At 60.4% G+C, this 255-nt stretch carries 1 protein-coding gene; it reads left to right on the top strand.

All coding sequences use genetic code 11. The features are described from left to right. Positions 1-255 (top strand): NAD-binding protein (locus ACO0LO_RS29125; RefSeq protein ID WP_422970054.1); only part of this gene is annotated, 255 nt, incomplete at both ends.

Genomic DNA, 255 nt, shown 5'->3' with positions numbered 1-255 from the left:
GCGACGGCTTCTTCTACCGCGGCAAGGAAGTCGCCGTAGTCGGCGGCGGCAACACCGCCGTCGAAGAAGCGCTGTACCTGTCCAATATTGCCAGCAAGGTCACAGTCATCCACCGCCGCGACAAATTCCGCGCCGAAGCCATCCTCATCGACCGCCTGATGGCAAAGGTCGCCGAAGGCAAGATCGAGGTCAAATGGAACCACACCCTGGATGAAGTCATCGGCGACGAAACCGGCGTCACCGGCATCAGGATCA

This window comes from Undibacterium sp. TJN25 (assembly GCF_049339885.1).
Taxonomy (GTDB): domain Bacteria; phylum Pseudomonadota; class Gammaproteobacteria; order Burkholderiales; family Burkholderiaceae_D; genus Undibacterium.
Note: the sequence above shows the minus strand (reverse complement) of the source record. Positions and strands in the feature narration are given on the sequence as shown.